Origin of the sequence: Pantoea sp. Cy-639, assembly GCF_011752525.1 — a bacterium.
Lineage (GTDB): Bacteria > Pseudomonadota > Gammaproteobacteria > Pseudomonadales > Pseudomonadaceae > Aquipseudomonas.
Genome location: NZ_VWXI01000001.1, coordinates 366508 through 389407, shown reverse-complemented (window position 1 = coordinate 389407; position 22900 = coordinate 366508). Strand labels below are relative to the sequence as shown.

The window sequence follows — 22900 nt, the reverse complement described above, 5'->3', positions numbered from 1 at the left end:
AAACGTGGGTAGGTCTGTGGATAAAACGCTACAGGCCAGTATTGGCAGGTGCTCTGTTAGATTGGGCAGAAAATGATCAGCGCAGTCCTGGCCTTTTTTCACGGGGCCGGACGAGCTTCGCGCAGGTTCTGCAGCAGCTCCCGCACCCGCGCCGGCACATCGCCGGCCGGGTACACCGCGTGCATCTGCGGGTCCTGGCCGACGCTGGAGGTCAGGCGATAGTCAGGGCATACCCGCAGCAGTTTCCCCTCTCGTACCAGCGGCTCCCCGAGCCAGTCGGCCAGTCGGGCGATACCTGCCCCCGCGAGGGTGGCTTGCAGGACCGCCACCCCTGAACCGAGCCGTAGCCGCGGTTGCGGTCGCAAGCTGCTGATCCGCTGCTCCCGGCAGAAATGCCAGGCCTTGAGGATGCGTGGGGCGGTGTGCAGGATCAGCCCGTGTCGGTCCAGTTCCTCCGGCGCTTCGGGGATACCTGCGCGTGCCAGGTACTGCGGGCTGGCGTACAGGTAGCGCTGGTACTGCCACAGCGGATAGCCGATCAGTTCGCTGGATTGGGGAAAGGCGCCGCGGATGACGAAGTCCAGCTTGCTTTGCAGGGGATCGATGGCCTGGTCCCGGTACTGCACGTCGAGAGTGACTCGCGGGTGACGTCGGGAGAAGTCCGCCAGTACCGCCGGCAGCACCTGCTGGGCCAGCAGGTGCGGGGCGGCGAAGCGAATCCAGCCTTGGGCGTCGCCGGTCAGGGCGGCGAGCTCGTCGGCAGCATCGCGTTGCACATCCAGCAAGCGTTCAGCGTGGGGCAGCAAGCGCTCACCGGCCTCGGTGAGGGTGACGGCGTTGGCGCTGCGGTTGAGCAGTTTCGCCCCGCAGTTGTCTTCCAGTGTTTGAATGGCGCGGGTAACGGCGCTGGGCGAGCGGCCCAGGGCGCGGGCCGCGCTGACGAAGCTGCGTTTGTGCGCGACGCTGACGAAGGCCTGTATTTCCCGCAGCATGTCCAGGGCCATGGTAGTGCTCCTCATTGCAGATTTCGCAACGTGGCATTTCAACACAAGCGCGCTGCTTTTATTAGTCTGGGAACCTGCCTTTCGCTGCCCGGACCTTCGCCATGATGGATATCGCCCTGCTTTCGCTGTTTGCCTTCGCCGCTGGCCTGATCGACGCCGCCGTGGGGGGCGGCGGACTGATTCAGATCCCGGCCCTGTTCAACGTGCTGCCCACGGCGCAGCCGGCGGCACTGCTGGGCAGCAACAAGCTGGCCTCGGTGTGTGGCACCAGCTTCGCGGCGCGTTCGTTCATCCGCAAGGTGAAACTCGACTGGGGGTTGATCGTGCCAGCGGCGCTGAGCGCTTTCGTCATGTCGTTCTTTGGCGCCGCCACGGTGTCGCTGGTGCCCGCCAGCGTGATGCGCCCGCTGGTCCTGGTGCTGATCGTGCTGATGGCGGTCTACACCTTCTGCAAGAAAGACTTCGGCACCCAGCATGCGCCGACGGTGATCGGCCGCAAGCAGCAGTGCCTGGCGGTGCTGATCGGCGGCGCGATCGGTTTCTACGACGGACTGTTCGGCCCAGGCACCGGCAGCTTCCTGATCTTCCTGTTCATTCGTTTCTTCGCCCTGGACTTCCTGCATGCCTCGGCGTCGGCCAAGCTGGTCAACATCGCCACCAACCTCGCGGCGCTGGTGTTCTTCGTGCCGTCGGGCAACGTGCTGTGGGCGATCGCCTTGCCCATGGCGTTGTTCAACATCCTCGGCGCGCTCACCGGTACCTGGCTGGCGGTGCGCAAAGGGGCGGGCTTTGTACGTGGGCTGTTCCTGATCCTGCTGTGCGTGCTGATCGCCAAGCTCGGCTGGGACTTGCTGGCCGGCTGAGCTCAGACCACCTGGCGCTGTGGCCCGGCCAGCTCGATGCGGTTGCGGCCATGAGCCTTGGCCCGGTACAGCGCCTGGTCGGCCTCGGCCAGCAGGGCGTCCAGGCTAGGGGCGGGGCTTTCGTCGACGCAGCCAGCGAGGCCAATGCTGACGGTGATCTGCAGGTGCTGGTCGGCATGGGCGATCTGCAGGTCCTGGACTGCGCGGCGCAGGCGTTCGGCGGTGAAGCCGGCCTGCTGCGGAACCAGTCCGGGCACCACGATGGCGAACTCTTCGCCACCTAGGCGGGCGAGCAGTTCGCCTTCGTGCAACTGGTCCTGGAGAGTGACGGCAAACTGGCGCAGCACCTGGTCGCCCACCGCGTGACCGTAGCGGTCGTTGATCGCCTTGAAGTGATCGATATCGAGCATCATCAGCGTCAGCGGCATCTGCCCGGCATCCTGCTGGCGGCATTCGAGCAGGCTATTGGCGCGACGGGTGAACGCGCTGCGGGTGAGCGCGCCGGTCAGGTGGTCGACGGTCGCCTGGTGTGCCAGGCGGGCCATCAGGCTGCGGTTGGCGCTGCTGACGCAGACCAGCACCAGCGGGCCGAGGACCAGCATGGCGATGCCCAGGCGCGCCGACATCAATGTGGTCACCCCCAGCTCGCTCTGTGGCACGCTGAAGTGCATGAGGTTCTGCGCCACCGCGATGATCAGCGTGCTGCCAGCTGTCAGCGTCAGCAGCGAGACGAGGAACGGCGAATAGCTCAAGGCGCACCACAGCAGCGCGGCGATGGGGAAGGCGATGGCGCCGGGGCCGCCAAAGGCGATGCTCAGGCTCAGCGAGGCCAGCAGCACCAGCAATGGCGCCACCCGGATCGGCTGGCTACCGCCGCGAGTCAGGGCCCGTGGCGAAGGGGCGGTGAGCAGCACTGGCAGGACCAGCACGCTGGTGGAGAACTGTTCGCTGAACCAGGCCAGCCAGGTGGCGCGCAGGGATTGTTCGAACCACGGGGTGGCCATCACGCAAGCCAGGCTGGCCGCGACCATGGCTCCGCCGGCGCAGGCTCCGAACAGGCACAGGGTGCCGTGGGGCGTGCGCAGGCGGCGGTGCAGGCGTGGCAGGCGGGCCATCAGGTACCAGATGGTGGCGATGGCACCCAGGTTGCACAGGTTGAACCACAATGACGCTTGCCAACCGCTGCCGCAGGCCAGGTCGGCGAGGACCATGGCCAGGTAGACCAGAGCGAAACCGCGGGGGCTGGCCAGGCGCGGGTTGCGCAACAGCACACCGGCGAGCACGGCATTGACTGGCCAGAACAGTGAGAGGGACTCGATCGGGCGGGCCAGGATGCCGCCCACGGTCAGCGCCAGGGTGAGGGCGAACAGGATCACGGAGGGCAGCAGGCGCGACGTAGCTGGAGACACCATAGGCTCGACCGGCAAGCGATAACGGAATCCAGGAAAACGGCTGTAGGCACCTGGGACGATGTCGCGTCAGTGTGTTTCAGTCGGCAATTGATGTCAATTCGCCGGAAATCGCGCGACCGCTGACCAGGACTACAGCCCGAAGACCCAGGGCACCATGACCACGGTGACCAGCATCACCAGCAGCGTGAAGGGCACGCCGATCTTGACGAAGTCGGCGAAGCGGTACTGTCCGGGCCCCAGCACCAGGGTATTGACCGGCGATGACACCGGGGTCATGAACGCCGCGGATGCCGCCAGGGCCACGGTCATGGCGAACGGGTAGGGCGACATGCCCAGCTGGTGCGCGGTGCTGATCGCCACAGGTGCCATGAGTACCGCGGTGGCGGTGTTGGAGATGAACAGGCCGATCAGTGCCGTGAGGGCGAACAGGCAGGCCAGCATGACCCTCGGCCCGGCGCCGCCGAGCAGGTCGACCAGCGCGCCGACGGCCAGATCGATGCCGCCGGTCTTTTGCAGCGCCAGAGCGAAGGGCAGCATGCCGACGATCAGTACCAGGCTCTGCCAGTGGATGGCGCGGTAGGCGCTGTTCATGTCGATGCAGCGGCCGGCGCCCATCAGCAGGCAGCCGATCAGGGCTGCGATGACGTTGGGCACCGCGCCACTGACCATCAGCCCGACCATCACCGCCAGGCTGATCAGCGCATAGGGTGCGCGGGTGCGGGCCGGTGCCACCTGGTCGATCTCGGCCGGCAGGCTCAGTACCAGAAAGTCCCGGGGCTTGCCTTGCAGCTGGCGCACTGCCTTCCATGGACCGACCACCAACAGGGTGTCGCCCAGGCGCAGTTTTTCCTCGACCAGCTGTTCCTCGATGGCCAGTTGATCGCGGCGCAGGCCGACGACGTTGAGGTCGTAGCGAGTGCGAAAGCCCAGTTCGAGGATGCTCTTGCCTATCAGTTGCGAGCCAGGCGGCAGCGACACTTCGGCCATGCCCAGTTCCTGGGACTGGTCGATGAAGTAGGCGGCCTTGAAGTGCAAGGGCTCGAGCAGCATGGTCTGGCACAGGCTGCGCAGGTCGTCGCGGTTGGCGAACAGGTCGAGCAGGAGGATGTCGCCCTGTTGCAGCAGGGTGCCGGAGTCCGCGGCGATCACCCGGGTGGTGAACTTGTGCTGGCGCTCGATACCGATCACGTTGGCGCCGTGGCGGGTGCGCAGCGCCAGCTCACCCAGGGTGTGGCCGATCAGCGGTGAATGCGGGCGGATGCGCAGGCGTCGCTCGCGGCCGCTGAGCTTGTAGTCCAGTACCAGGTCGAGCAGGGTGCGCCGGGTTTCCACCCGGCCGTCCTTGCGCACCTCGCCGTTGAGCCAGTGGCGGGTCAGCAGCATGTAGCCGATGCCCAGCACCAGCACCACCAGGCCGAACGGCGTGAAACTGAAGAAGCTGAAACCGGCCTCGCCGTGGCGCACCAGTTCACTGTGCACCACCACGTTCGGCGGCGTGGCCACCAGACTGAGCATGCCGCTGATCAGGCCGGCGAAGCTCAGCGGCATCATCAGGCGGCTGGGCGACAGTTGCAGGCGCGCAGCGATGCTCAGCACCACGGGGATGAAGATCGCCACCACGCCGGTGGAGCTCATCACCGAACCCAGGCCGGCCACCGCCACCATCAGCAGCACCAGCAGGCGGGCCTCGCTGTTGCCGGCGCGCTCGCTCATCCACTCACCGATCCGATAGGCGATGCCGGTACGCACCAGCCCTTCACCGATCACGAACAATGCGGCGATCAGCACCACATTGGGGTCGCTGAAACCGGCCAGCGCCTGCTCCACGGTGAGGATGCCGGATAGCGGCAGGGCGAGGATCACCAGCAGGGCGACCACGTCCATGCGTGGGCGGTTGATGACGAACAGCACGACGACGACGGCCAGCAGGCCGAGGACCCAGAGCAACTCTTGGTTCATGGAGGGGGGGGGTTCCTTCACACGGGCACGGAAGACGATGGCACCAGTGTGGCAGCTCGACGCGAATACGTCGTTGACGTGCTGCAGTGTTTTGCGTGGCAGGCGTGCCTGCACGGCACCGTCGTGGATGCCGTGCAGGCAACAGGACGATCAGTGACGGTGGTGGCGTTTCTTGTGCTTGCCGTTGTTGTCGCCCATGTGGTTGCCGATGGCACCACCGGCCGCGCCGCCCAGGCCGGCACCGATGGTCGAGCCGTTGGCGCCGCCGAGCTTGCCGCCGATCACCGAGCCGCCGGCCGAGCCCAGGCCACCGCCAATGGCCGCTTCGGTGCGGTTGCCCTTGCGCGCGCCCATCGCGCTGCCGGCCGCGCCGCCGACACCGGCGCCGATGGCGGCACCGGTGCTGCCACCGATCTGTTGGCCGACAACGTTGCCCAGGGCGCCGCCCAGACCACCACCGATGGCGGTGGTGCCGTCACCGGCGAATGCGCCCTGGCAGAGCAGCAGGCCGAGGGCGAGGGAAGGCAGAGTCAGACGCATGTTGAAAACCTCAAAGGAATCATCAGGGGGAAATGCCGCACGGTCAGCGGCGAATCAGGCAGGTAGAGACGCATCAGCGCCAATCGCGGTCACGGTACTGGCGGTTGTCGTCGTCGCGATCACGGTCCTGGCGATGGTGATGACGGTGGTCGCGATCGCGCCAGCCATCATCGTCGTCGTAGTGGTTGTAGTAGCAGCCGCCGAGCAGCAGCAGGGCGGTGCTCAGCGAAACGCTTGCGAGGCGAATCTTCACGATATAGGTCCTTGATCGGTAAAGGTTTACCGGGTACTGCCTGAGACCTGATCCGATCCATTTGGTTTCTTTGCCGGAGAAGATTTTGCTGTGTCGACGATAAACGGCCTGGCGCGCCGCGCCTGACATTCCACGGCCCTGCCCGGCAGTGCTAGAGTCGCCTTCTTTTTTGTCTCGAGGATGGAAACATGCGAGCGATTCTGCCGATGACCGTGGCGCTGTTGCTGGTGGGCTGTGCGTCGTCGACCATGGAGGCGGCACGCAACAGCGCGCCGACCGCGCGACTGGATTCGCACAAGACTCCTGACGTGGTGGCCCAGTGCATCCAGTTCAGCTGGCAGGAAGAGGCCGTGTATGGCGTCGATGCCAGCGGTTACCTGGAGGCGCGCAAGCAGGGCGGCTTCACGGTGTACACCCGCGAGGCCGAGTCGTTCGTCGACGTGTATGCCCAGGCCGGTGGCACGCGGGTGGATTACTACGCGCAGCATGACGACGGCATGGCCCTGCGCCGCCGTGCGGCCGCGGCGACCTGCCTGTAAGGGATTTTGTCAGGCCAGCTGTGCCTGCAGCCCGGCGATATGCGCTTGCAACCGCTCACGTTCCTCGCGCTCGGCGCCGATGTCCTCGAACACGCTGATCAGGTGTTCCGGCTGCCCATCGGCGCGGCGCTCCAGCGAGGTGCGCGCGCGTACCCAGATATACCGCCCGTCCTTGTGCCGCACGCGCTTTTCCACCTCGTAGCGCTCGATCTCGCCAGCGAGCATGCGCCGTAGCAGTTCGAGGTTGTCCGGCAGGTCTTGCGGATGGGTCAGTTGCTGGAAGGTCAAGCCGTACAGCTCGCTTTCGGCATACCCCAGCAACTCGCAGAAACTGCCATTGACTCGGCGCCAGCTGCCGTCCGGGTCGATGTAGGCCAGCGCGCCCCAGGCCAGTTCGAAGATGCTGCGAAAGCGCTCTTCGCTCTGGCGCAGTTCTTCTTCGGCGACCTTGCGCTCGGTGTTGTCCATGCTGATGCCGACCATCTTCACCGGCCGCCCGACGCTGTCTTGCAGCACCGTGGCACGCGAGGCGATCCAGCGCTGGCTGCCATCGGGGCGGGTGATGCGAAAATCGCATTCGCAACCGGTGCCATCGGCCACGGCCTGGGCGTACATGGCTTGCATGTGGCGGGCGTCGTCGGCGTGGATGTGTACCCAGAAGTCCTCGTTGCGGCGCAGCGGCCAGCCATACACCGCCTCGACGTTGGGCGAGTAGGTGACTTCGTCGGTGACCAGGTTCCACTCCCAGGTGACGATGCGCGCGCCTTCCTGGGCCAGCTTCATGCGCGTCTCGCTTTCCATGATCTCGGCGGTGTAGCGCCGGCGCACATCGGTCATCGGCAGCTCGACCACCTCGGCCTGCTGCACGCTGTGCAGCGCTTCCTCGCCATAGCGCAGCCAGATCCAGTTGACCTTGAGAAAATCCGCCAGCTTGCGCAGGTTGTCGTAGTCGATCTCGCCGCCACGGGTCCACTTGTGCACTGCTGTGCGCGAGATGCCCAGGGCCGTGCCCACGGCTTGCAGGGTCAGCTTGTGGTGCTCGAGCAATTCCTTGAGGCGAAAGGCGAAGCTGTTTTCCGTCATGGGCGCTGGATCCTGTGGCGGGGACGAAGCGGGCAGTATACCCGAGCTGTCAACTTGAGGTTGACGGGAGGTTGCCGTAGACGTAAGCCCCGGTTAACGTGGCGCCTGACTTGAAAAAGACCAAGGAAGCAAGCCGCATGAGTCGATCACTGGAACTCAATCGCGCCAGTTGGGATGAACGCGCCCCGCTGCATGCCGCCTCGAAGGATTATGAAGTGGAGACCTTCGTCGCCGATCCTGGCCACCTCTCGGAGGTGGTGCGCTTCGATCTTCCGCGCCTGGGCGATATTCGCGGTCAGCGCGCCGTACACCTGCAATGCCATATCGGCACCGACACGCTCTCGCTGGCACGGCTGGGGGCCGAGGTCAGTGGCCTGGACTTTTCCGCCGCCTCGCTGGCCCAGGCACGTCGCCTGGCCGAGCGCTGTGGCACGGGCATCGACTATGTCGAGTCGGATGTCTACCAGGCCGCCCAGGTGCTGCCCGCCGGCGGCTTCGACCTGGTCTACACCGGCATCGGCGCCTTGTGCTGGCTGCCCAGCATCGAGCGTTGGGCAAGCACCGTGGCGGCCTTGCTCAAGCCAGGTGGGCGGCTGTTCCTGCGCGATGGCCACCCGATGCTGATGGCGGTCAACGAGGAGCATGAGGACCGCCTGCAAGTGGAGTATCCGTACTTCGAGCACGAGGCGCCGACAGTGTTCGTCAGCGACCAGACCTATGTCGATACCGACCAGGCTTTGACCCATACCGAGACCCATGAGTGGAACCATGGCCTGGGCGAGGTGATCACCGCGCTGCTGCGCAATGGCCTGCGCATCACTGGCCTGCAAGAGCACCAGAGCATCCCCTGGGAGGCGTTGCCGGGGCAGATGGCCCTGGGCGACGACGGCGAGTGGCGCCTGCTCGAAGCGCCCTGGCGTCTACCCCTGAGCTACACCCTGCAGGCCATCAAGGAGTAGGCAGCGGGCGCCTGTCAGCCTGTCCTGGTGGCCTCAGGACAGGAAGCCACCGTCGACATTGAGCGCGGTGCCGGTGGTGTAGCTGGAGGCGTCACTGGCCAGGTACAGCACCGCACCGGCCATCTCGCTCGGATCGGCGACGCGCTTGAGCGGGATCTGCTGCAGCGCGGCGTTGCGGATGCTGTCGTTCTTCACCAGTGCCGAGGCGAACTTGGTGTCGGTCAGGCCCGGCAGCAGGGCGTTGCAGCGGATGCCGAACTGCGCGCACTCCTTGGCGAAGACCTTGGTCATGTTGATCACCGCGGCCTTGGTCACCGAATAGATGCCCTGGAACAGCCCCGGCGATACGCCGTTGATCGAGGCCACGTTGATGATGCTGCCGCCGCCGTGCTCGCGCATCAGCTGGCCGGCTTGCACCGACATGAAGAAGTAGCCGCGGATGTTCACGTCCACGGTCTTCTGGAATGCGCCCAGGTCGGTGTCCAGCACGTTGCAGAACTGTGGGTTGGTGGCGGCGTTGTTGACCAGGATGTCGAGGCGCCCGAACTGCTCGCGAATCGCGGCGAAGGTCTGCTGGATCTGTTCCATCTCGCCGATGTGGCAGGCGATCGCCGTGGCCTTGCCGCCTGCGGCGTTGATCGCCTCGGCGACCTGCTGGCAGCCGTCGAGCTTGCGGCTCGACACGATGACATGGGCGCCCTGCTGGGCCAGCAGGTGGGCAATGGCCTCGCCGATGCCGCGGCTGGCGCCGGAAACGAAGGCGATCTTGCCGTCAAGGTCGAACAGGTGGGTCTTGGACATGCTGGTTTTCCTTGTTGTCGCCGGTTACAGGGTGGATTTGCCGATCAATTGCAGGCTCATGTGCTCCAGCAGCTTGTTCATGTGGATGAACTGGGCGAAGCGCTTGTCCTGGGTCTGGCCGTGGAAGAAGCGGTAGTAGATCTGCTGGACGATGCCGGCCAGGCGGAACAGGCCGTAGCAGTAATAGAAGTCGAAGTTGTCGATGCGGATGCCGGCCTGCTCGGCGTAATGGTCGACGAACTGCTGGCGGGTCAGCATGCCAGGGGCATTGCTCGGTTGGCGCCGCATCAGTTGTACCGGCGCCGGGTCGCCGGCCTCGATCCAGTAGGCCAGGCTGTTGCCCAGGTCCATCAGTGGGTCGCCGAGGGTGGCCATTTCCCAGTCCAGTACACCGATGATGCGCATCGGGTTGGCGCTGTCGAGGATGACGTTGTCGAAGCGGTAGTCATTGTGGATGATGCCTGGGCGCGGGTGGTCGGCGGGCATCTTCTCGCGCAGCCAGGCGATGACCTGCTCCCAGCGCGGCGCATCCGGGGTCAGGGCCTTTTCGTAGCGACTGGCCCAGCCTTCGACTTGCCGCTGCACGTAGCCTTCCGGCTTGCCCAGGTCGGCCAGGCCGCAGGCGTTGTAGTCGACCTGATGCAGTTCGACCATGCGCTCGATGAAGCTCTTGCACAGGGCCTCGGTGCGGCTGGCGTCGAGGTCGAGTTCGGCGGGGATGTCCGAGCGCAGGATGATGCCATTGACCCGCTCCATCACGTAGAACTCGCCGCCGATCAGCGCTTCGTCGGTGCAGTGCACGTAGGCTTTCGGGCAGTAAGGAAAGCCGGCGTTGAGCTGGTTGAGGATGCGGAACTCGCGGCCCATGTCGTGGGCTGACTTGGCCTTGTGGCCGAACGGCGGGCGCCGCAGGACGAACTCTCGGTTCGGGTACGCCACCAGGTAGGTGAGGTTGGAGGCGCCGCCGGGGAACTGGCTGATGATCGGGGTGCCTTGCAAGCCGGGGATGTGATCCTTCAGGTAGGGATCGATGACGGCGGCATCGAGTTCTTCGCCGGGGCGGACCTGGGTGGACTGGTCGGTGAGCGTCATGCGATTTCCTTATGATCGGTAGCAAGGACTATTGGCTAATCTAATTTCCTGTTACTGCTGGTACAAGCGTGCCAGACGCTTATAGGTCCGGGTGTTGCCGGACGATCAATGGCCCTGATGGTGCGGCCTTGTGCCAGGCGAAAAAAAACCGAAGCGGGTGAGGCTTCGGTTCTTTTCGCAGGCGATCCGCCGTGCCGATCAGGCCGGGAACAGCTCGCTGAGCTTCATCGACAGCATCATGTCGCCTTCGACGCGCAGCTTGCCGCTCATGAAGGCCTGCATGCCGTCGGTGTCACCGCTGACGATGCCCTTGAGGGTCTCGCTGTCCAGCACCAGGGTGCAGTTGGCGTCGGCATTTTCACCTTCCTGGATCTCGCAGGTGCCGTCTTTGACGAGCAGCGCATAGTGCTTGTCTTCGTCGGTGATATTGAAGCCGAACACCAGGTCCAGGCCTGCGGCGGCAGCAGGGTTGAATTTCGCTTTCATCGCCTCGACGGCTTTAGCTACATCGCTCATGGTGTATTCCTTGTTAAATGATATTCGCGTCCGCAAGGACACAACGGACCGGGCTTATCGATAAGTGATGAGCTCCGGTGCCCGCAACAGCTGCACATGGGCTTGGCTGTTGAAGGAAGCCAGCGCCACGTCGCGGCCACGGAACTTCAGGTGGCTGAGCGACGTGTTGATGATCTGCCAGTTCAGGGCGAAGGCCTGCGCCGGCGTGATTCCGGTAACCAGGTGAAGCAGGGCGGCGATGGTGCCGCCGGAGGTGAACAGGGCGATGTTGGCACCAGCTGCGGCGCTGTCGAGCAGGCGACGCAATCCGTCGCCGACCCGGGTGGTAAATGCCTGCCAGGTTTCCAGGTGTTCGTCCTGGGTGTGATCGCCGTTGTGCCAGCGCTGCACCATCAGGGCGAACAGCCGTTGGAACTCGCTGCGGTGCTGCGCGCCATTGCGCAGGATATGCAGCGCTTCGGGCTCGTCGGACAGAAGGCCGGGGAGCAGGGCGCGGATCACGCCGTCGGCATCGAACTCATTGAAGGCTGCGTCGGTCTCTATGACGGGCACTGCTGTGCCGTGGGTCTGCAGCGCTTCGAGGGCGAGCCGGGCAGTGTCCTGCTGGCGGCGCAGGCTACCGGCGACGCAGCGGTCCAGGCGCAGCCCCAGCTGGGCCAGGTGCTCGCCCAGGGCCAGGCTCTGGCGTTCGCCCACGGCCGAGAGGACGTCGTAGTCGTCGGCGCCGAAGGAGGCTTGGCCATGTCGGATCAGGTAGAGGTTGCCCACGAGGTTGTCCGGCCCGGTTGAAGGTTGTTGCGAGGTTAGGTTGCCCCAGTCGGGCTGTCAACGAAAAAACATACAAGCGTTTGAAAAGGTCGTTTGAACTGTATTGCCAGCGTTTTCCCCGGCTGACAGAGGCTCAGGCGCACCGGTATGCTTGCAGGCATTTCACGCCCGACGGGCGCAGGTCTATCAAGGAGTCAATGTGGAGTTTCTTGCCGAATACGCAAGCTTTCTCGCCAAAACCGCCACGCTGGTGATCGCCATCCTCATCGTCTTGTCGGCCATCGCCGGCCTGCGCGGCAAAGGGCGGCGCAAGCCTGGAGGGCAGCTGCAGGTCACCCGCCTCAATACGTTCTACAAAGAACTGCGCGAACGTCTGGAGTCCGGCCTGCTCGACAAGGCTCAGCTCAAGGCCCTGCGCAAGCAGCAGGCGAAGGCGGAAAAGCAGGAGAAGAAAAAGCCCGAGGACAAGCGCCGGGTGTTCGTGCTCGATTTCGATGGCGACATCAAGGCCTCGGCGACCGAAAGCCTGCGCAACGAAATCACCGCGCTGCTGACTTTGGCCACGCCCCGTGACGAAGTGGTGCTGCGCCTGGAAAGCGGTGGCGGCCTGGTCCACAGCTATGGCCTTGCCGCTTCGCAATTGGCGCGTATCCGCGAGGCCGGCATCCCGTTGACCATCTGCATCGACAAGGTCGCCGCCAGCGGCGGCTACATGATGGCCTGCATCGGCGAGAAGATCGTCAGTGCGCCGTTCGCCGTGCTCGGCTCGATCGGCGTGGTGGCGCAGATGCCCAACGTCAATCGCTTGCTGAAAAAGCACGACATCGACTTCGAGGTCGTCACTGCCGGCGAGTACAAGCGTACGCTCACGGTGTTCGGCGAGAACACCGAGAAGGGCCGGGAGAAGTTCCAGGAGGACCTGGACGTCACCCATCAGCTGTTCAAGGACTTCGTCGCTCGCTATCGTCCGCAGTTGCACATCGATGAAGTAGCCACCGGTGAAGTCTGGCTCGGCGTTGCCGCGCTCAATCGCCAGTTGGTGGACGAACTGGGCACCAGCGACGAATACCTGAGCCGCAGCGCTCGTGAAGCCAATGTGTTCCACCTGCACTACGCCGAGCGCAAGAGCTTGCAGGAGCGCATTGGCGTGGCGGCCAGTGGCGCGGTGGAGAACACCGTGCTCGGTCTGTGGAGCAAGCTCGGACGCCTGCGCTAACACCTTGAACCCCTTGAAGATTTTTTTCTTGCAGGGGGTTGCAAGGTCCATCGAATGCCGACATAATGGCGTCCATCGAAACGCAGCTGACTTGAAAAAGCCCAGCGGTTTCAAGGAGATAGCGAAAGCGCTCCGACTTTGAGGCCGAGTAGCAAAGTGGTTATGCTCCGGATTGCAAATCCGTCTACGCCGGTTCGATTCCGACCTCGGCCTCCACCATTCGAAAGCCCCGCAGATCTAGGTCTGCGGGGTTTTTATTTGCGCGCCAGAAAAGACCGAGAGTTCCGAGATCGTTTCGTTGGCGCAGAAGTGTCCCGGAAGAAGAGGTCTACCGCCTCCGGTTGTCGCTAAAGTTCGTTGCGAAATTCAAATCGATGCATTTCATCATCAAGGCCTGCGTACCTCCATCCAATTGAGGAGAAGAATGCCTCTGCCGCAGCATTCTGAGGTGAGACGAAAGCCACCCATCCACTACAGGGAGGATGCCCTGGCCATTTGATGGTCTCGTATAAAGCGTTACGACCGAGCCCTTTCCTCTTGTAGGCAGGGGACACCGCGATGTCTGTTATGCCATGCAGCTCATGAGGTTCGGGGTGCCAGGCGCACCCTATTAGCGCTACCGGTTGTTTATCCTCAAGCGCTACAAGTTGAATGCCGTTGTTTTCATTCAATACGACGTCCAGCCATTCTTGATCGAGAGGGCCCAGCTCTTGATTGAGTTGGGGATCTTTGAACCAGTCTTGGATCCAGGACCAATCCTCTCGTGTCAGCCGCCTAAGTTCCATGGTAACGCTCCGTTGCTGGCTCCACGCATCGTAGCATGAGGCTGCCAACGGAAATGGGTTGCAAGAAGGCTGACCTGTACGAGTCGAGGTCCTGGTACAAGTGCCTTGCCTGGCCCGCAGTTTAGGTGCCGCTCTGGGCAGTTCCGGCCTGTGAAAGACCGACAGCGTCAGGGTGCGACTCTTCTACTGCTAGCCATGGACACCCTCTGCACAGGCCTTGTGCAGAAGAGGGGATTAGCGCTAGGGGTATCGGGAAGGGCAGAAAAAAGAAAACCCGCCGGGAGAGGGGCGGGTTGAACAGAACGTTTCGAAGCCAGGTCAGTCTGCCTATCGGAATGTCAGAATTTCGTGAAGATCCTGGGGAAAGATGTTGCCAAGCATTACCAGTATTTATTCCTTCTTTATTGGTGACTCAGGTCCAAGTGGCTGATCACACAGACCGAGCCGTCATCTGTCGGGGTGGTCTCGTCATAGTCCAGTTGGTTGTAGATGCCGCCATGGAAATCAAACGTGTGGTCATTCCAGGTGGCGGCCATCAACAGGGAAGGTGAACTTGCGCTGCGCCCGTTACAGATGGCACTGACGCTCGCAACTCCGTTGCTGTTGACTTCGATGGTGATGTCGAATGGCGTTCCTGGCGGTACTTCCGTCAGCAGGTCGGCATTGAGGGGTATCGCCTGGTTGAAGTCCTGACGAAAACCGAAGCTGATCTTGCCCTTGTTCCAGAAGACTTTGATGACTGGACTGTCGTCATCGCGTACATGCATTTGCGCGATGACCACTTTCTGCGCGGCATTGACCTTCTCCAGCGCCATGCGTTGGTGATTACGGTGCCGGCTGGCACTTCCCAGAGCCCAATACAGGGGCTCCTTCCATTCGCAGCGGGTGCGCTGGGTGCTCTTGCTCGAGGCGCCTCGGGTCGGTGCGTTGAAGCGGATCGAGCCATCTGCCAGGCGGCTGACGATGCCCGGGAGGGTGGCCAATGCCTGGGCGCCGGTCAACTCGAGTGCGATCGGGATACTCGAAGATCTGGCAACTGGGGTCGTGATGGTCAGTTTGTCGATGTTTACGGCCATTGCGCTTGCTCCATGTTGAAATACCGGGCCTTCCTGGTGGGCGTGCCTGATGCAGGGACACTTTCTGCAAGGGAAATTCGCCATGGACGGGCGACAGGAGCAAAAAAAGCCCGCCGGATGGGCGGGCAAGCGTTTTTGAAGGGAGCTTGTCCAACTTGCATCATGTCGGTTAAGTCAGGGTTAACTTCGAGAAGATTGACCGCTCGCGTCGATCCGCCTATATAGGCGGGCTGTTTCCATTGGAGCCTGTGATGCGCGACGAAGACGATCTGCACGAGCCCGAGCATGACCATCTGCTCGACCATGAATTCCACGAGCACTTCGATCCCGAAGCGGACGCCCACGGTGTGCTGGATGAGGTCGAGGAGGACGAAGTGCTGGACGATTTCGACGACGATGACGACCATCCCGCCTGGCATGACGACTGCGACGACTGATGCTGCGCTGATGCGTTCAGGTACAACCTGATCCGGCGTCAGGCCTCAAGGGCTTTCATCGGCGTGCGCACCGGTAGCGCCGAGGGGCGGGCGCCATGCCTGCCCCATATGTTGGCCAGGCTGGCGTTCAGCGTCGGTCGAGGGAGAAGCGTCCCGGCCCGGCAGCTGCCAGAGCCAACAGTCCACCGACAATGCTCAGGTTCTTCAGGAACTGGGTCATGTTGGCGCTGCGCTCAGGCTCGACCATGTTCCAGAACGGGTGCCCGAGCAGCCCGGTGCCGAGCACGAATAGGGCGAACAGCAGCGCCAGCGGGCGGGTATAGAAACCCAAAACCAGCAGGATGCCGACCAGGAACTCCATGATCACCGCAATGGCCGTTGCCAGCATGGGGGCCGGAGCGCCGAGCGACGCCATGTAGCCTGCGGTGGCGGTAAAGCCGGTCAGCTTGGCCCAGCCGGACAGGATGAACAGGATCATCAGAAGGATCCGGGCCAGCAGCAAGAGAATGTCGCGTTGACCTTCGAGCAAGGTGTAGCGCATGGCGGCGCCTCCAGTGGCGGGTGGTACCGTTCACTCTAGGCGATTTATGACGAGCATGAAAAAGGCGCCGCAAGGGCGCCTTTTCGAGATTCGATGGTGCGAGTGGCGGGACTCGAACCCGCAAGGCTCACGCCGACAGATTTTAAGTCTGCTGTGTATACCAATTCCACCACACTCGCACGCTTGACCGCCGTGCTTCATGGGCAGAAGGCCAGACAATCAAGCGCGCTTTATAACCCATTGTTATAGAAGCGTCAACCGCGCCTCGTTCTCAGGGCTGGATGGCTTCGGCGATGTCACGCATTTCGCCGGCCGTGTCGCGCAAGGCTTCGGCCTGATTGTCCATGGCCTGGGCGTCGGCCTGGTGAATCGAATGGCGCAGGTACAGAGCATGCCCGTCCAGGGCTTGGCAGAGCAGGTCCAGGTCGGTGGCGGTGCGCAGCAGGTCGTCCTGCAGACCTTGCATGCGAAGGTTCGAAATCATGTCGCTTCCTGATCGGCGGTGGGCGGCGCCTACTATAGGTGAATTGACAGGCTGCTGCCATTAGGCCATCTTTTGGCCAATTGGATCCAATGGAATCGGTCTGCCATGCCGCCGCAACCTTCAGAGCTTCCTCCCTCATCTACGCGCACCGTGCGCCCGAAACTTTTCTGGCGCCTGCTGTTTCTTCAGGTCTGTCTGCTCGGGGCGTTCCTCTATGCCGGGCTGATGTCGCTGGGTGGCTACCTGGTGATGTTGGCGCTCGACGAGCAACACCCCGACCCGCAACGTTTCATGGCCTTGTGTGGCGGGGCGCTGATCCTGTTGGTGGGCTTGTGGCTGCTGAAGGTGGCGATGCCACGCAAGCTGGTGCCCACGCTGCGCGAAGGTTGACGACTGCCGAATGCGTGGCGATGCCGCCGCCGGGACTTTTGACTACGCTCATCTATGTCCTTTCGCGGTGCTTGTGGAGCTTCCATGGTTTCAGCGGACCGCCCCGCCCATTCGGTGATGCCCGAGGCCCGCTATGAGCAGTTGGTCCAGGCGGTCGTCGACTATGCCATCTACATGCTCGATCCCACTGGGCATGTGGTGTCGTGGAACGCCGGCGCCCAGCGTATCAAGGGCTATGCCGCCGACGAGGTGATTGGCCGGCATTTCTCGTTGTTCTTCACTGACCAGGATTGCGCCGAGGGACGTCCCGATCGCTTGCTGCTCCAGGCATTGGCGGAGGGTGGGGCGCAGGACGAGGGTTGGCGCGTGCGCAAGGACGGCACGCAGTTCTGGGCCCTTGCGGCGCTGGATGTCATCCGCGATGAGCAAGGCCAGGTCATCGGCCTGGCCAAGGTGACCCGGGACATCACCGACCGCCGCGAGTCAGCGCTGCAACTGGACAGCATGCGCGCGCAACTGTTCCAGGCGCAGAAGCTGGAGGCCCTGGGGCAACTGAGCGGTGGGTTGGCCCATGACTTCAACAACCTGCTGACCATCATCCTCAGCTCGGCGCGGCTGGCGCTCAACAGCCAGGACCCGTCGCGCATCCGGCGTCTGCTCGGGCATGTGCTCGACGCGGGTCAGCGTGGTACCCAGTTGACCCAGCAACTGCTCAGCTTTGCCCGCCACCGCCAGTTGAGCGTGAGCCGTATCGCGGTGGCCAGCGTGGTCGAATCCACGCGTGGCCTGATGGAGCATGCCCTGCCGCGCGAAATCGAACTGCTGCATCAGGTCCAGGTCGACCTGCCGCCGATCGAGGTGGATGCCGGGCAATTGCAGATGGTGCTGTTGAACCTGATGTTCAATGCCCGTGACGCGATCCAGGTACAGGGGCGCATTCGCCTGGTGGTCGAGCACATCATGCTGGCAGGCGAGGTCGAAGGATTGCAGGGGCAGTTCGTGCGGTTCGAGGTGCATGACGATGGCCAGGGGATCGATCCGCATGTGCTGCCGCGCATCTTCGAGCCTTTCTTTACCACCAAGCCGTTCGGCAAGGGCACCGGGCTTGGTCTGAGCCAGGCGTATGGCTTCGCCCGGCAGAGCAACGGAGCGATCGAGGTGACCAGCCGGCTGGGCGAAGGGACGTGCATCAGCCTGTACCTGCCAGCCAGCCCCAACGACTTGCATACGGAAGAATGAGCCAATGACCGAGCGACTCAAGCGACTACCCACCGGTATCGAAGGGCTCGACGCGTTGCTCAAGGGTGGGTTGGTGGTAGGGGCCTCCTACATCGTCCAGGGCCCTCCGGGCGCAGGCAAGACTATCCTGGCCAACCAGGTGGCCTGCAATCATGTGCGCGAGGGGGGGCGGGTACTGGTAGCTACCCTGCTCAGCGAGTCGCATGAGCGCCTGTTCCAGTATTTGTCGACGCTCACCTTCTTCGATCCGGCAATGGTGGGGGACAGCATCCAGTTCGTCAGCGCCTTCGACGTGCTGGAACAGGATGGCCTGGACGCCGTGGTTCGCCTGTTGCGCCAGGAAATTGCCCGGCAGCAGGCCAGTCTGCTGGTGGTCGATGGCTTGCTCAATGCCAGATCGCGGGCCGAGACCAGCCTCGATACCAAGAAATTCGTTTCCGAGCTGCAGGGGCATGCTGCCTTTGCCAACTGCACCGTGCTGCTGCTCACCAGTAGCTGCCTGGAGGCGAGCAGTCCTGAGCACACCATGGTCGATGGCGTGATCGAGCTGGGTGAGCATCTGGTCGGCAGTGCAGCGGTGCGCTGCGTTCAACTGCGCAAGACCCGCGGCAGTGGCGCGCTTTCCGGCCGCCACGAGTACTTGATCGGCGAGGCTGGGCTACAGGTGTTCCCGCGTCTGGAGTCGCTTTACAGCTATCCGAGCCTGGCGGGGGCACAACTCTTGCGGCGGGTCGGTACGGGTGTGGCGGACCTGGACCGCATGCTCGGCGGCGGCCTTGCCGAGGCGTCGGTGAGCCTGTTGATGGGGCCTTCCGGCGTCGGCAAGACGGCCCTTGGCATCGCTTTCCTGGCTGCTTCCAGCACAGTGGAGCCGGGGCTGCATTTCGGCTTCTACGAAACCCCCGAGCGGCTGAGGCTCAAGGCGGCAGCGCTGGGATACGATCTGTCGGGACTGGAGCGCAGCGGTGCGCTGCGCCTGTGTTGGCAACCGACCACTGAAGGCCTGCTCGATCAGGTCGGCGCACGCTTGCTGGAGCAGGTGAGGGCTTCAGGGGCCCGCCGCGTGGTGATCGACAGCCTCGGCGCCTTCGGCCGCCTGGCACTGGAGCCTGCACGGCTGAACGCGTTCTTCCGTGCCCTGAGCGGCGAGCTGCGGGCGCGCGACATCACCGTCCTGCTGACCTGGGAAATGCGCGATATCTTCGGCGCCGAAATCACCGCGCCGGCTCCGGACCTTTCGAGCATCGTCGACAACCTGTTGCTGCTGCGTTTTGCCGAGTATCAGGCGCAACTGCACCGGGTGCTGTCGATCGTCAAGGTTCGCGACAGCGATCACGATCCGGCGCTGCAGGCGCTGGACCTCGGATCGCAGGGCATCACGCTGGGGCGGGCTTTCGACGGCGCCAGCGGTGTGCTCAGCGGCACGGCCGTGCCTCAGGGCGACCCCTGACGGTGGGCAACCGATGAACACCATCCTGATCGTCGACGACGAGTACCTGATTGCCGATATCCTCGGTTTTGCCCTGGAGGATGAGGGCTACCTGGTGGAAAAGGCCGGCAATGGCGCCAAGGCCCTGGAGGCGCTGAAGGCGAAGCGGGTCGATCTGGTCATCACCGACTACATGATGCCAGTGAAGAACGGCGAGGAACTGGCCCAGGCGATCCGTAACGAGCTGCAGTTGCCTGACTTGCCGGTGATCTTGATGAGCGGCGCGCAGGCCAGCCGTGGACATGTCTGCCCGGGGCTGTTCGCCGCCGTGTTCGACAAGCCGTTCGACATGGACAAGGTGGTCGACAAGGTGCGCGAGCTGCTGGGCACCTGAGGGGCAGGGGAGGCGCCCCGCATGGGCGGGCAGTCGATCAGTCGCGTCCGTGCGGCTTGATACGGGAAATCAGTGTTGCTCGTCGCCTTTCTCGGGGGCCGGAGTGCCCGCCTGGATACGTTTGTAGATCTCTTCACGGTGCACCTGGACATCCTTCGGTGCATCGATACCGATCCTCACTTGCATCCCTTTGACGCCCAGAATGGTGACTTTGATGTCATCGTCGATGACGATGCTTTCGCCAACCTTGCGGGTGAGTATCAGCATGTAGTTCTCCTTGGTGATATAGAAAACCGCCGGGTTGTTTACCCAACGGTGGGAGCCCGTCCCTCTTCCTTCTCATTAAAGACGCTTTCGGCGGATAGTAATTCCCCGACAGACAAATTCTGTAGCCTGTCTTTAGTCGCAGGTGCCGACGCCAACCTGGTGGATTCGCCAGCGAGAGTGCTCGGTGGCAAGGATAGGGTGGTTGGCGTCATATGGGAAATTTCTGTGCTCGATAGGGTAAATAGCGGTTATCAATGATCGTTCTGATGCTCCGGGGGCGTCGGCTGCTGTTCAGCCGAGCAGCGCCACCGACTTGATCTGCGCCCATAGCAATTGACCCGGTTGCACCCCGAGCTGGTCTGCCGAATAGCGGGTGATACGCGCCAGCAACGGGCTGCCACGGGCATCGAGGCTGACCAGCACATGGGCCGGGTTGTCCGCCGGACGGCATTCACGGACCCTGACCGGCAGACGGTTGAGGATGCTCGAGGCCCCCTCGGCACTCAGAGCCAGGCTGACGTCGCGCGCCTGGACCTTGAGTCGCAGCGCGCTGCCCATCTGCAGTGCCGGGTGGGCGATACGCAGCAAGGGGCCTTCGCCACCAGGCAGGCGCAAGTCGAACAGGCCATAGTGCGGATCGTGGCCGATCACCACGCCTTCGAGCACCACGCCGGCGTCCTCGCCCTGGGCGAGCGGCAGGTCAAGACGCGCCAGGGTCTGGCCGATCGGGCCGCTGGCGATGGCCTGGCCTTGCTCCAGCAGTACCAGGTGGTCGGCCAGGCGTGCGACCTCGTCCTGGGCGTGGCTGACATAGACCAGCGGGATGTCCAGTTCGTCGTGCAGGCGTTCCAGGTAAGGCAGGATCTCGCGCTTGCGTGCGTTGTCCAGGGCCGCCAGCGGCTCATCCATCAACAACAGGCGTGGGCTGCTGAGCAATGCCCGGGCGATACCCACGCGTTGGGCCTCGCCACCGGACAAGGTGGCAGGCCGGCGTTCGAGCAAATGGCTGATCCCCAGCAGCTGGCAGGCCTGCGCCTGGGTGATCTTGCGCTCGGTCGGGGTGATGCGGCGCCAGCCAAACTCCAGGTTGCCGCGCACCGATAGGTGCGGGAACAGGCTCGCTTCCTGGAAGACATAGCCCACCGGACGTTTGTGCGGGGCGATGAACAGCCCGTTCCGACTGTCTTCCCAGATATCGCCGTTGATCTCGATATAGGCGTCGGTCGCACGTTCCAGGCCGGCCAGGCAGCGCAGGCAGGAGGTCTTGCCCGAGCCGGAGTGGCCGAACAGGGCGCTGATGCCGCGCCCTGGCAGGTGCAGGTCGACGTCCAGGGTGAAATCGGCGCGGGTCAGTTTCAGCCGCGCATGGATCGATGCACTCATTTCAGCTCCAGCCAGCCTTGCCACGGCGGCCGGCATAGAGCATCAGCAGCACCAGGAAGGAGAACACCAGCATGGCCCCGGCCAGCCAATGGGCCTGGGTGTATTCCATGGCCTCGACGTGATCGAAGATCTGCACCGAGACCACGCGGGTCTTGTCGGGGATGTTGCCGCCAATCATCAGCACCACGCCAAACTCACCCACGGTGTGGGCGAAGCCGAGAATACTGGCCGTAATGAAGCCAGGGCGGGCCAGCGGCAGGACCACGTGAATGAACGTGTCCCAGGGGCTGGCACGTAGCGTCGCGGCTACCTCCAGCGGGCGCTGGCCGATGGCGCCGAAGGCGTTCTGCAACGGTTGCACCACGAACGGCATGGAGTACACCACCGAGCCGATCACCAGCCCGGCGAAACTGAATACCACGCTGCCCAGGCCCAGGGCCTGGGTCGCCTGGCCGACCCAGCCGTGAGGGCCGAGCAGCAACAGCAGGTAGAAGCCGATCACCGTCGGTGGCAGCACCAGCGGCAATGCCACCACCGCGCCGATCGGCCCGCGCAGCCACGAGCGGGTTCGCGCCAGCCACCAGGCGATGGGCGTGCCCACCACCAGCAGGATCGCCGTGGTCAGGCTGGCCAGCTTGAGGGTCAGCCAGATGGCGCCCAGGTCACTGGCATCGAGCGGCATCAGATTTCATAGCCATAGGACTTGATCACCGCAGCCGCCTTCGGCCCCTTGAGGTAATCGACCAGGGCCTTGGCGGCTGGGTTGTCCTTGCCCTTGTTGAGGATCACTGCATCCTGGCGGATCGGCTCGTGCAGGTTGGCCGGGACGATCCACGCCGAGCCTTCGCTGACCTTGCCGTCCTTGTAGATCTGCGACAGGGCGACGAAGCCCAGCTCGGCATTGCCGGTGGAGACGAACTGGAAGGCCTGGGTGATGTTCTGGCCTTCGACGATCTTGGCCTTGGTGGCGTCGGTCAGGCCGAGCTTGTCCAGCACCTGGGTGGCAGCCAGGCCATAGGGAGCGGCCTTCGGGTTGGCGATGGACAGGTGCTTGTAGGCGTTCTTCTTCAGCACTTCGCCCTTGGCATCGACGTAACCGGGCTTGGCCGACCACAGGGCCAGGGTGCCGATGGCGTAGGTGAAGCGCGAGCCTTCGACGATCTCTTTTTCCTGCTCGAGCTTGGCCGGGGTGCTGTCGTCGGCGGCCAGGAACACCTCGAACGGTGCACCGTTCTTGATCTGTGCATAGAACTGGCCGGTGGCGCCATAGGCGGCGACCAGCTTGTGGCCGGTGTCTTTCTCGAAGTCCTTGGCGATGGCCTGGATCGGCGCGGTGAAGTTGGCCGCGACGGCCACCTGGACCTCGTCGGCGAGGGCACTGTTGACGCTGATCAGGGTGGCCAAGGCGCTGATGGCCAAGTGGGACAGGCGAATACGCATGCGAACGGCTCCTAGGGACGACGGGTTATC

At 63.6% G+C, this 22900-nt stretch carries 27 protein-coding genes and 2 tRNA genes; 10 read left to right on the top strand and 19 right to left on the bottom strand.

All coding sequences use genetic code 11. The annotated features are described in order from the left end of the window. Positions 1-98: 98 nt before the first annotated feature. Positions 99-1004, bottom strand: coding sequence for a LysR family transcriptional regulator (locus tag F3J43_RS01860; protein WP_166883113.1), 906 nt, complete (start codon positions 1002-1004; stop codon positions 99-101). A gap of 101 nt (positions 1005-1105) precedes the next feature. Here F3J43_RS01860 and F3J43_RS01855 point away from each other — a divergent pair, with 101 nt between their 5' ends. Then, a complete protein-coding gene (locus F3J43_RS01855; protein ID WP_166883112.1) occupies positions 1106-1867 on the top strand; it encodes a sulfite exporter TauE/SafE family protein in 762 nt (253 codons plus the stop codon). Between the two features lie 2 nt (positions 1868-1869). Here F3J43_RS01855 and F3J43_RS24250 read toward each other — a convergent pair whose 3' ends face one another. From F3J43_RS24250 to F3J43_RS01835, 4 genes are all read right to left on the bottom strand, one after another. Beyond that, positions 1870-3279: a GGDEF domain-containing protein gene (locus F3J43_RS24250; RefSeq protein ID WP_502706591.1), complete on the bottom strand. Its 1410-nt coding sequence runs from the start codon at positions 3277-3279 to the stop codon at positions 1870-1872. 129 nt (positions 3280-3408) lie between these two features. After that, the gene (locus F3J43_RS01845) at positions 3409-5238 is read right to left on the bottom strand and encodes an SLC13 family permease (protein ID WP_166883110.1); all 1830 of its coding nucleotides are present in this window, start codon (positions 5236-5238) and stop codon (positions 3409-3411) included. 150 nt (positions 5239-5388) lie between these two features. Then, positions 5389-5778: a glycine zipper domain-containing protein gene (locus F3J43_RS01840; RefSeq protein ID WP_166883109.1), complete on the bottom strand. Its 390-nt coding sequence runs from the start codon at positions 5776-5778 to the stop codon at positions 5389-5391. Positions 5779-5851: 73 nt separating this feature from the next. Beyond that, positions 5852-6031, bottom strand: coding sequence for a hypothetical protein (locus F3J43_RS01835; protein WP_166883108.1), 180 nt, complete (start codon positions 6029-6031; stop codon positions 5852-5854). 188 nt (positions 6032-6219) lie between these two features. Between F3J43_RS01835 and F3J43_RS01830 the strand changes: the two genes are divergently transcribed. Beyond that, a complete protein-coding gene (locus tag F3J43_RS01830; protein ID WP_166883107.1) occupies positions 6220-6570 on the top strand; it encodes a hypothetical protein in 351 nt (116 codons plus the stop codon). Between the two features lie 9 nt (positions 6571-6579). Here F3J43_RS01830 and F3J43_RS01825 read toward each other — a convergent pair whose 3' ends face one another. Next, positions 6580-7653, bottom strand: coding sequence for a PAS domain S-box protein (locus F3J43_RS01825; RefSeq protein WP_166883106.1), 1074 nt, complete (start codon positions 7651-7653; stop codon positions 6580-6582). Positions 7654-7790: 137 nt separating this feature from the next. Between F3J43_RS01825 and F3J43_RS01820 the strand changes: the two genes are divergently transcribed. After that, positions 7791-8612, top strand: a complete 822-nt coding sequence (locus tag F3J43_RS01820; protein WP_166883105.1) for a class I SAM-dependent methyltransferase — start codon at positions 7791-7793, stop codon at positions 8610-8612. A gap of 33 nt (positions 8613-8645) precedes the next feature. Here F3J43_RS01820 and F3J43_RS01815 read toward each other — a convergent pair whose 3' ends face one another. The 4 genes from F3J43_RS01815 to F3J43_RS01800 all read right to left on the bottom strand — a co-directional run bounded on the left by F3J43_RS01815 (position 8646) and on the right by F3J43_RS01800 (position 11789). Continuing rightward, a complete protein-coding gene (locus F3J43_RS01815; RefSeq protein ID WP_166883104.1) occupies positions 8646-9413 on the bottom strand; it encodes an SDR family oxidoreductase in 768 nt (255 codons plus the stop codon). A gap of 24 nt (positions 9414-9437) precedes the next feature. Next, positions 9438-10505: a phosphotransferase family protein gene (locus F3J43_RS01810; protein WP_166883103.1), complete on the bottom strand. Its 1068-nt coding sequence runs from the start codon at positions 10503-10505 to the stop codon at positions 9438-9440. 198 nt (positions 10506-10703) lie between these two features. Continuing rightward, positions 10704-11021 carry an SCP2 sterol-binding domain-containing protein gene (locus F3J43_RS01805; RefSeq protein WP_023381290.1) on the bottom strand — a complete coding sequence of 106 codons (318 nt, stop codon included), beginning with the start codon at positions 11019-11021 and terminating at the stop codon, positions 10704-10706. Between the two features lie 54 nt (positions 11022-11075). Continuing rightward, positions 11076-11789, bottom strand: a complete 714-nt coding sequence (locus F3J43_RS01800) for a histidine phosphatase family protein (RefSeq protein WP_166883102.1) — start codon at positions 11787-11789, stop codon at positions 11076-11078. A gap of 199 nt (positions 11790-11988) precedes the next feature. Here F3J43_RS01800 and sohB point away from each other — a divergent pair, with 199 nt between their 5' ends. After that, positions 11989-13005: a protease SohB gene (gene sohB, locus F3J43_RS01795; protein WP_166883101.1), complete on the top strand. Its 1017-nt coding sequence runs from the start codon at positions 11989-11991 to the stop codon at positions 13003-13005. A 142-nt stretch (positions 13006-13147) separates the two neighbouring features. Next, positions 13148-13221, top strand: a tRNA-Cys gene (locus F3J43_RS01790). A 131-nt stretch (positions 13222-13352) separates the two neighbouring features. Here F3J43_RS01790 and F3J43_RS24245 read toward each other — a convergent pair. Then, a complete protein-coding gene (locus tag F3J43_RS24245) occupies positions 13353-13790 on the bottom strand; it encodes a GNAT family N-acetyltransferase (protein ID WP_166883100.1) in 438 nt (145 codons plus the stop codon). 401 nt (positions 13791-14191) lie between these two features. Next, positions 14192-14866, bottom strand: a complete 675-nt coding sequence (locus F3J43_RS01780; protein WP_166883099.1) for a polysaccharide lyase family 7 protein — start codon at positions 14864-14866, stop codon at positions 14192-14194. A gap of 251 nt (positions 14867-15117) precedes the next feature. Here F3J43_RS01780 and F3J43_RS01775 point away from each other — a divergent pair, with 251 nt between their 5' ends. Further along, on the top strand, positions 15118-15303 hold the full coding sequence (locus tag F3J43_RS01775; protein WP_166883098.1) for a hypothetical protein: 186 nt from the start codon (positions 15118-15120) through the stop codon (positions 15301-15303). Between the two features lie 127 nt (positions 15304-15430). Here the strand turns inward: F3J43_RS01775 and F3J43_RS01770 are convergent, their stop codons facing one another. The 3 genes from F3J43_RS01770 to F3J43_RS01760 form a co-directional block, all read right to left on the bottom strand. Continuing rightward, positions 15431-15844 (bottom strand): DoxX family protein, encoded by a 414-nt coding sequence (locus tag F3J43_RS01770; RefSeq protein ID WP_166883097.1) that lies wholly within the window; start codon positions 15842-15844, stop codon positions 15431-15433. Between the two features lie 94 nt (positions 15845-15938). Beyond that, positions 15939-16023 (bottom strand) — tRNA-Leu (locus F3J43_RS01765). Between the two features lie 92 nt (positions 16024-16115). Beyond that, positions 16116-16328 carry a hypothetical protein gene (locus F3J43_RS01760; RefSeq protein WP_166883096.1) on the bottom strand — a complete coding sequence of 71 codons (213 nt, stop codon included), beginning with the start codon at positions 16326-16328 and terminating at the stop codon, positions 16116-16118. Between the two features lie 150 nt (positions 16329-16478). Between F3J43_RS01760 and F3J43_RS01755 the strand changes: the two genes are divergently transcribed. The 4 genes from F3J43_RS01755 to F3J43_RS01740 all read left to right on the top strand — a co-directional run bounded on the left by F3J43_RS01755 (position 16479) and on the right by F3J43_RS01740 (position 19780). Beyond that, on the top strand, positions 16479-16718 hold the full coding sequence (locus tag F3J43_RS01755; protein ID WP_205297569.1) for a hypothetical protein: 240 nt from the start codon (positions 16479-16481) through the stop codon (positions 16716-16718). Positions 16719-16802: 84 nt separating this feature from the next. Then, a complete protein-coding gene (locus tag F3J43_RS01750) occupies positions 16803-17957 on the top strand; it encodes a two-component system sensor histidine kinase NtrB (RefSeq protein WP_166883094.1) in 1155 nt (384 codons plus the stop codon). 4 nt (positions 17958-17961) lie between these two features. Further along, positions 17962-19407 carry an ATPase domain-containing protein gene (locus tag F3J43_RS01745; RefSeq protein ID WP_166883093.1) on the top strand — a complete coding sequence of 482 codons (1446 nt, stop codon included), beginning with the start codon at positions 17962-17964 and terminating at the stop codon, positions 19405-19407. A gap of 13 nt (positions 19408-19420) precedes the next feature. Beyond that, positions 19421-19780: a response regulator gene (locus tag F3J43_RS01740; protein ID WP_166883092.1), complete on the top strand. Its 360-nt coding sequence runs from the start codon at positions 19421-19423 to the stop codon at positions 19778-19780. 69 nt (positions 19781-19849) lie between these two features. Here F3J43_RS01740 and csrA read toward each other — a convergent pair whose 3' ends face one another. From csrA to modA, 4 genes are all read right to left on the bottom strand, one after another. Continuing rightward, a complete protein-coding gene (gene csrA, locus F3J43_RS01735; protein WP_166883091.1) occupies positions 19850-20047 on the bottom strand; it encodes a carbon storage regulator CsrA in 198 nt (65 codons plus the stop codon). 291 nt (positions 20048-20338) lie between these two features. After that, entirely contained in the window at positions 20339-21430 is a 1092-nt protein-coding gene (gene modC / locus F3J43_RS01730) for a molybdenum ABC transporter ATP-binding protein (protein ID WP_166883090.1), read from the bottom strand. 1 nt (position 21431) lies between these two features. Beyond that, positions 21432-22112 carry a molybdate ABC transporter permease subunit gene (gene modB / locus F3J43_RS01725; RefSeq protein ID WP_166883089.1) on the bottom strand — a complete coding sequence of 227 codons (681 nt, stop codon included), beginning with the start codon at positions 22110-22112 and terminating at the stop codon, positions 21432-21434. Next, the gene (modA, locus tag F3J43_RS01720) at positions 22112-22870 is read right to left on the bottom strand and encodes a molybdate ABC transporter substrate-binding protein (RefSeq protein WP_166883088.1); all 759 of its coding nucleotides are present in this window, start codon (positions 22868-22870) and stop codon (positions 22112-22114) included. The genes modB and modA overlap by 1 nt, the downstream gene beginning before the upstream one ends. Positions 22871-22900 lie beyond the last annotated feature (30 nt).